General features: G+C 55.5%; 7 protein-coding genes. 6 read left to right on the top strand and 1 reads right to left on the bottom strand.

All coding sequences use genetic code 11. The annotated features are described in order from the left end of the window. From OB13_RS07930 to OB13_RS07905, 6 genes are all read left to right on the top strand, one after another. A partial coding sequence (locus OB13_RS07930) for an EboA domain-containing protein (RefSeq protein WP_461489621.1) occupies positions 1-921 on the top strand: 921 nt, incomplete at its 5' end. Positions 922-947: 26 nt separating this feature from the next. After that, positions 948-1,889 carry a TatD family hydrolase gene (locus tag OB13_RS07925; RefSeq protein ID WP_461489620.1) on the top strand — a complete coding sequence of 314 codons (942 nt, stop codon included), beginning with the start codon at positions 948-950 and terminating at the stop codon, positions 1,887-1,889. Next, positions 1,889-2,800 carry a UbiA-like protein EboC gene (gene eboC / locus OB13_RS07920; RefSeq protein ID WP_461489619.1) on the top strand — a complete coding sequence of 304 codons (912 nt, stop codon included), beginning with the start codon at positions 1,889-1,891 and terminating at the stop codon, positions 2,798-2,800. Before OB13_RS07925 ends, eboC begins: the two co-directional genes overlap by 1 nt. Positions 2,801-2,876: 76 nt before the next feature. Beyond that, entirely contained in the window at positions 2,877-4,061 is a 1,185-nt protein-coding gene (locus OB13_RS07915; protein ID WP_461489618.1) for a 3-dehydroquinate synthase, read from the top strand. A gap of 85 nt (positions 4,062-4,146) precedes the next feature. Next, positions 4,147-5,424, top strand: coding sequence for a metabolite traffic protein EboE (gene eboE / locus OB13_RS07910; protein ID WP_461489617.1), 1,278 nt, complete (start codon positions 4,147-4,149; stop codon positions 5,422-5,424). Then, entirely contained in the window at positions 5,369-6,775 is a 1,407-nt protein-coding gene (locus OB13_RS07905) for an alkaline phosphatase family protein (protein WP_461489616.1), read from the top strand. Before eboE ends, OB13_RS07905 begins: the two co-directional genes overlap by 56 nt. Before the next feature lie 78 nt (positions 6,776-6,853). Here OB13_RS07905 and OB13_RS07900 read toward each other — a convergent pair. Continuing rightward, positions 6,854-7,397: T9SS type A sorting domain-containing protein (locus OB13_RS07900; RefSeq protein WP_461489615.1), on the bottom strand; the 544-nt coding region annotated here is incomplete at its 5' end.

Raw genomic sequence — 7,397 nt, 5'->3', positions numbered from 1 at the left:
ATACCCGTAAATAACCCGGACGAGATGAAATACCAGGTCAACCTGAACGAAACCACAGATTTCCTGCTTAGCATTTTACGGAAGAGCATTTCCCCGGAAGCGCTGGACTGGCTTACGCAGAAACTCGAACTGCTCTCGGGTAATGCTGCCGACAAGGACCTATACCTGGCTTTTTCTTCAGCTCCCCGTTTTACGGGCAAAAACCTATTGAAAGTAGAGGAGTCCGATCTGCTGGAAGCGGAGAGGTTGCGCCCCGGCTTTGATCCGTCACGCTGGACAGTAGACCAGGCAGCCCGGACCTTGCTGCTGCTCGCCCTGCCGCATGACGATGAAAAAGTCTTAGCCAGCAAGCTTTTCAGGCTCTTCAACACCGCTGATATGGGCGAACTGGTGGCCCTGTACGCCAGTCTGCACCTGCTACCATACCCGCATGCTTTTGTAAAACAGGCAGCAGAAGGCGTACGCACCAACATGGGCAACGTCTTCGAAGCCATTGCCCTGGACAACCCCTACCCTGCCGACTATTTTGAAGAAGGAGCCTGGAATCAAATGGTGCTGAAAACCGTGTTTGTAGGCAAGCCGCTCTACCGCATTTACGACCTGGAAAAACGCAGCAATCCCACACTGGCCCGTATCCTCTCCGACTACGCGCACGAGCGTTGGGCGGCAGGACGCTCTGTCACCCCAGAACTCTGGCGCCCGGTTGGTCCTTTTATAGATGAGCGAATTATCGAAGACATCAAAAAGCTGTTTGCCCACCCGGATGTTTTACAGCACCAGGCTGCTGCCCTGGCATGCGCGCAAGGCAGTTATTTACCAGCCAGAGAACTGCTGGAGAATTATCCTGACTTGAAGAAACAGGTAGAAACCGGTGAGCTGAACTGGAACCTGATCGGCAACAAAGCCCTCATACAGAACTAATAAGACGACTCCTTAAACCCCATCACATGAATACGAATAACATGATGTTCATCGATCCGCATATCCACATGACCTCGCGCACCACCGATGACTATGCGCGTATGCGCCAGGCAGGTATAGTGGCCATCATAGAACCGGCTTTCTGGCTGGGCCAGCCACGCACCGAAGTGGGCTCTTTCAAAGATTACTACAGCAGCCTGGTGGGCTGGGAAAGATTCCGGGCCAGCCAGTTCGGCATCCGCCACTACTGCACCATCGGCCTCAACTCCAAAGAAGCCAACAACGAGGAACTGGCCGAACAGGTCATGGAACTGCTGCCTTTGTTCGTGTACAAGGAGGGTGTGGTAGGTATAGGCGAGATCGGCTACGATGACCAGACGGCCGCCGAGGACAAGTACTACCGCCTGCAACTGGAACTGGCCAAAGAAGTGAACATGCCCGTGCAGATCCACACGCCGCACCGCGATAAGAAGGCCGGCACCATCCGCAGCATGGAAGTGTGCATCGAACACGGCATTGATCCGGGTATGGTGATCGTGGACCACAACAACGAAGAAACCGTGAAAGACACGCTCGACAGAGGTTTCTGGGCTGCTTTTACCATCTACCCGAATTCCAAGATGGGCAATGAGCGCATGGCGGAGATCGTGAAACAGTACGGCACCGAGCGCATCATGATCAACAGTGCTGCCGATTGGGGCATCAGTGACCCGCTTTCTGTTCCTAAAACAGCTGCCCTGATGCTGCAACGAGGTATAAGCCAGGAAGACGTACGGATGGTGTGTTACCAGAATGCGCTGACAGCCTTCGGACAAAGCGGCCAAATAAAAGAATCGGACTGGCTGGAGCCGATGAAGGTAGACCAGACGGCCAAGTTCTCGGACAACTCCGTGCTGCGCGGCGGACAGACACCCGTAGTGGGCGACGCGTCTACGGGCTCCGACCTGACCGATATCATCGTTAAATAATGACACGAATTGGTGCCTACTTAAGGCTGATGCGCCCTGCTAATATCGTTACTGCCATTGCCGATATTATGATGGGCTACGCAGCCTCCGGTGCGCTGCTCTCCCTGGCCATTTGGGAGAGCGGCACCTTTTCCGTCTCAGAATTTTCTCCCTTGTTCTGGCTCATCCTGTCCACCATCGGCCTGTATGGGGGTGGCGTGGTGTTCAACGACGTATTCGATGCAGACCTGGACCGCGTGGAGCGGCCGGAACGCCCGATCCCCAGCGGTCGTGCCACGGTAGGCGGTGCTTCCCTTCTGGGAGGTGTCCTGCTGGCCGGAGGTATCGTGGCGGCCTGGCAGGTGTCTTTGCTCAGCGCCCTTCTGGCTTTGGCGGTGGCGGTCTGCGCCCTGGTGTATGACTGGAAAGGAAAACATCACCCGGTACTGGGACCCATCAACATGGGCAGTTGCCGGGGCGGCAACCTGCTGCTGGGTATGAGTGCGGTGCCGGCGGCTGTGGAGCAGTTCTGGTACCTGGCCCTGATCCCGATCGTCTACATCGCGGCCATCACGATGGTGAGCCGCGGGGAAGTGCACGGCGGGAACATCCAGGCCTTGAAAGGGGCTGTGCTGCTGTATGCGCTGGTGATCCTGGCCATCATCAGCCTGGCGCTGCTGCCGCAGTTCAACGTGCTCTACAGCATCCCGTTCCTGCTGCTTTTCGGCTACCTGATCTTTCCGCCCTTATTCAAAGCCATGCCCACCAAAGAACCCCGGCTTGTCATCAAAGCGGTGAAAGCCGGTGTACTGGCCCTGATCGTGATGAATGCCAGCCTGGCGGCTGGCTTTGCCGGCTGGGAGTATGGCCTGTTGGTGCTCCTGCTGCTTCCTGTCTCCGTATACATAGCCAGGAGCTTTGCTGTAACATAAGATAACAGAAATAGTATAGAATAAAGTCTATAGTTTGCATGCAGATGCTAGTTAAGAAGATTACCCCTATTCGTTTATGAGAACAATTCAACAAGCAATTCAGGTACAGTTCACCTATGGGGTTCATTTCACCGAAGGTCTTTTCAGGCTTGAAAACCGGACGCTGCTCCATGTGCTGCAGCAGGATGGCAGTACTGGCCCCAGAAAAGTACTCTTCGTAATTGATAGCGGCGTGGCAGAGGCTCACCCTCAGCTCGTCCGCGACATAGCAGCGTATGCAGCGCACTACCCGGAAGCGATCCGGTCCGTGGCCGAACCGGTGATTGTACCCGGTGGCGAGGAAGCCAAGAACAACCCGGCCCTGCTTAACCAATTGGTGGAGGCCGTGCATACCTTCGGCGTTTGCCGCCACTCCTACCTGATCGCCATTGGAGGCGGCGCCGTGCTGGACCTGGCAGGCTTTGCTGCCGCCATCGCACACCGCGGCATACGCCACGTCCGTATCCCGACGACCGTGCTGGCGCAGAATGATTCAGGCGTTGGTGTGAAGAATGGCATCAACTCTTTCAACAAAAAGAACTTCCTGGGCACTTTTGCCCCGCCTTTTGCCGTCATCAACGACAGCCATTTCCTGCTTACGCTCCAGGACAGAGACTGGCGCTCCGGTATTTCAGAAGCCGTGAAAGTTGCCCTGATCAAAGATGCCGCTTTCTATACCTCTCTCAAACAAAATGCCGGCAAGCTGGCAGCCCGTGACATGGTGGCCATGCAGGACCAGATCTTCCGTTGCGCCGAAATGCACATGGAGCACATAGGCGGCCGCGACCCGTTCGAAACCGGTTCTTCGCGCCCGCTGGACTTCGGGCATTGGGCTGCACATAAGCTGGAGCAGATCACGAATTACGAGCTGCGCCACGGCGAAGCGGTTGCCATCGGCATAGCCTTGGATGTCACCTACTCCGCGCTGACAGGTATGCTGAACCAGGCAGAACGCGACGATGTGCTCTCCCTGCTGCAGGACCTGGGTTTCGCGCTATATATACCTGCGCTTTCGGCCACTGAACCGGACGGAGAACTGCAGATCTTGCGGGGGCTGACCGAGTTCCGGGAGCACCTGGGAGGCGAACTGACCATCATGCTGCTCGACAGGATCGGAAACGGCGTGGAGGTGCACCAGATCGATCATGCCCTCATGACACAGGCCGTCGAAATGCTGAAGGAGTGGCATCCGCAACCCCGGAAGCTGATCGTGACCACCTGATACCTGCTACCTCCGTACGCTATACCCAGCACCCATACTTTATTTACTTATTTGTGGCAGCTGTTACCTGTGAGAACAATGAACTATGTTACTATCTGACGGACATCACTTAACCTATTGTACCAACATCCACCCGGGTGAAACCTGGGAAGAGGTTTTTAAAAGCCTCCTCAAATACCTGCCCGGCCTGAAAATAAAATTGTCGCCGGACAAACCGTTTGGCATCGGCCTTCGCCTCTCCGATGTGGCCAGCCGTGAACTGATGGAAGGTACCAAACTGGCTGGCTTCCGGCAATGGCTGGAGGACAACGGCTTCTATGTCTTTACCATGAACGGCTTCCCTTACGGTGGATTCCACCACCAGGTGGTCAAGGATGCGGTGCACCAGCCGGACTGGACAACCTGCGACCGGGTGGCCTATACGAAACGTCTGGCACATATTCTGGCGGCATTGCTACCCGAAGGTATGGAAGGCGGCATCTCTACTTCCCCCTTATCCTACAAACCCTGGTATGCCGATAAGCAGGACGAGCTTGAGCAGGTATACAGCACCTCCACCGACCACCTCACCTACCTGGTAGAAGAGTTGCTGAAGATAAAAGAGAAGACCGGCAAGATCATTCACATCGACATAGAACCGGAACCCGATGGCCTGCTGGAAAACAGCGAGGAAGTGATCGATTATTACGAAAACTGGCTGCTGCCTGCCGGCAGTGAGAAACTGGCAGAGGATACCGGTATATCGGAGGAGGAGGCGGTAGAAGCTATTCTGCAGCACATCCGGCTCTGCTACGACGTATGCCACTTTGCGCTGGCCTATGAAAGGCCTTCGACCACGTTTGCCAGGCTGAAAGCAGCCGGCATCCGGATCGGCAAGATACAGCTGAGCGCTGCGCTGAAAGTACTCCTGCCCGAAAGCGAGACCGCGCGCAAAGCCCTTGCCGAAGAGCTGGCGCCTTTTGCTGAATCGACGTACCTGCACCAGGTCGTGCAACGCAACCGCAACAAAACGCTCACCCATTATACTGACCTGCCGTTGGCGCTGCAGCACATCCTGCAGCACAAGGCCCGGGAGTGGCGCACGCATTTCCATGTACCCCTTTTCACGGACAGCTACGGCAAGCTCCGTTCCACCCAGGATGATATCGAGGCCGTACTGTCGCTGCTGCAGAAGGAGCACATCACCGATCACCTGGAAGTAGAAACCTATACCTGGGATGTATTGCCGGAAGGGATGAAGAAAGACCTGCCGGAATCCATTCAGCGGGAGCTGGAGTGGGTAATCGAAACTATAAACAACAAGCAAGATGCAGAAAACAGTCGTACTGGACGTAGTCGGACTCACGCAGTCCCTCATCGGTAAGCATACTCCTTTCTTAGCCGAATGGACTGCCCAAGCACAGGGCGCCACCATACAACCGGTAGTGCCGGCCGTTACCTGTTCTGTCCAGGCTACTTACCTCACCGGCCAGCTGCCCCAGGCCCATGGCATCGTCGGCAACGGCTGGTACTTTGAGGAGGAATGCGAGGTAAAATTCTGGCGTCAGTCGAATAAGCTGGTGCAGGTTGCCAAGGTATGGGAAGCCGCCAAGGCAGCAGATCCCACCTTCACCTGCGCCAACATGGGCTGGTGGTACAACATGTACTCTTCTGTCGACTATGCCCTCACGCCCCGCCCCCAATACCTGGCCGATGGCCGCAAGCTACCCGACTGCTATACCCAGCCGGCTGACCTGCGCGATACCCTGCAGCAGCAACTGGGCACCTTTCCCTTGTTCAGCTACTGGGGCCCGAAAACATCCATCAAATCAACCAAATGGATCGCAGATGCCTCCAAGATCACGGACGACCTCTACAACCCAACGCTCACGCTTATTTACCTGCCGCACCTCGACTACAACCTGCAACGCCTGGGCCCCAACAACCCGCGTGTTGCGCAGGACCTGCAGGAAATTGACAGCATTTGTGCCGACCTGATCCGCTTCTATGAAGCCAAAGGCGCCGAAGTGATCGTGTTGTCGGAATACGGGATAACGGAGGTAAACAACCCGGTACACCTGAACCGGGTGCTGCGGGAGAAAGGCTACATTGCCGTACGGGAAGAGCGCGGAACAGAGCTGCTGGATGCCGGCATAAGCCAGGCTTTTGCCGTAGCAGATCACCAGGTGGCGCACATCTACGTGAAAGACAAATCGAAGCTGCAGGAGGTGAAGCAACTCATCGCTCAGACACCCGGTGTGGAAGAAGTTCTGGAAGGCGAAGAACGGAACAAGTATGGCCTGGCCCACGAACGCTGCGGTGACCTGGTGGCTGTAGCGGATAAGAACTCCTGGTTCACCTACTACTTCTGGCTCGACGACAAGCGGGCCCCGGACTATGCCCGCATGGTTGACATTCACAAAAAACCGGGCTACGATCCGGTAGAGCTATTTGCCGACCCGAAGATCAAATTCCTGATGCCCCTGGTGGTAGGCAAGCTGCTCAAAAAGAAACTGGGCTTCCGCACCCTGATGGACATCATTCCACTGGATGCCACACTGGTCAAAGGTTCGCATGGCCGCATACCGGAAGAAAAAAGCGAATGGCCCGTACTATTCACTAAAAGCAAGCACACACAGCTTCCTGCTTCCATACAGGCAACAGAGGTATACGACCTGATCCTGGCACACCTGAACATCTCCCAGAAAAGCAGGCCAATTCTGGAAAAGGCGTAGCCTGAACAGCACCTGAACCTCCATAAAAAAAGCCCTCCTTTGCAGGAGGGCTTTTGCTTTGGCTGATGCCTGATCAGTTTATTTTGTCAGCAGCATTTTGTTGGAGTATACCTGGCTACCAGCCGCTACACGGTAAATGTAGGTACCTGCCGGCAGGTTTTCTGCTCTGAAGTCGACGCTGTGGTTACCGGCTGCCTGGCTTTCTGATACCAGCGTGCGCACTTTCTTACCCAGGATGTCGTACACCTCCACTTTTACCGGGCCCTCCTGCTCTACCGCATAGCGGATCGTAGTCGATTCAGAGAATGGATTCGGGTAGCTCACCAGTCTGCCTTCCGGCGAAACGGCCAGGTTAGACGTACTTGATGCAGTCAGTGGCTGCGTGCCGGCATTCCACAAACTGTGGGTACGGCTGATGATCACAGCGAAGTCAGCACGGGTTACATCCTGCAAAGGTTTGAAGGTGGCATGCAGCACCGGCTGCAGGTCATAAGGTCCCTGCGTGGAAGTAAAGTAGGCATTGATCATGTTCAGTTCCAGCGCTACGCTCACATAACCTTCCAGTCCTGCCGGTATGTCGGCTGCATCTTCGATCGCATAATCAGTGCCGTTGAGGTGAACC

The sequence above is a fragment of the Pontibacter sp. HJ8 genome (assembly GCF_054824225.1).
This window is presented reverse-complemented; position numbering and strand designations above follow the sequence as displayed.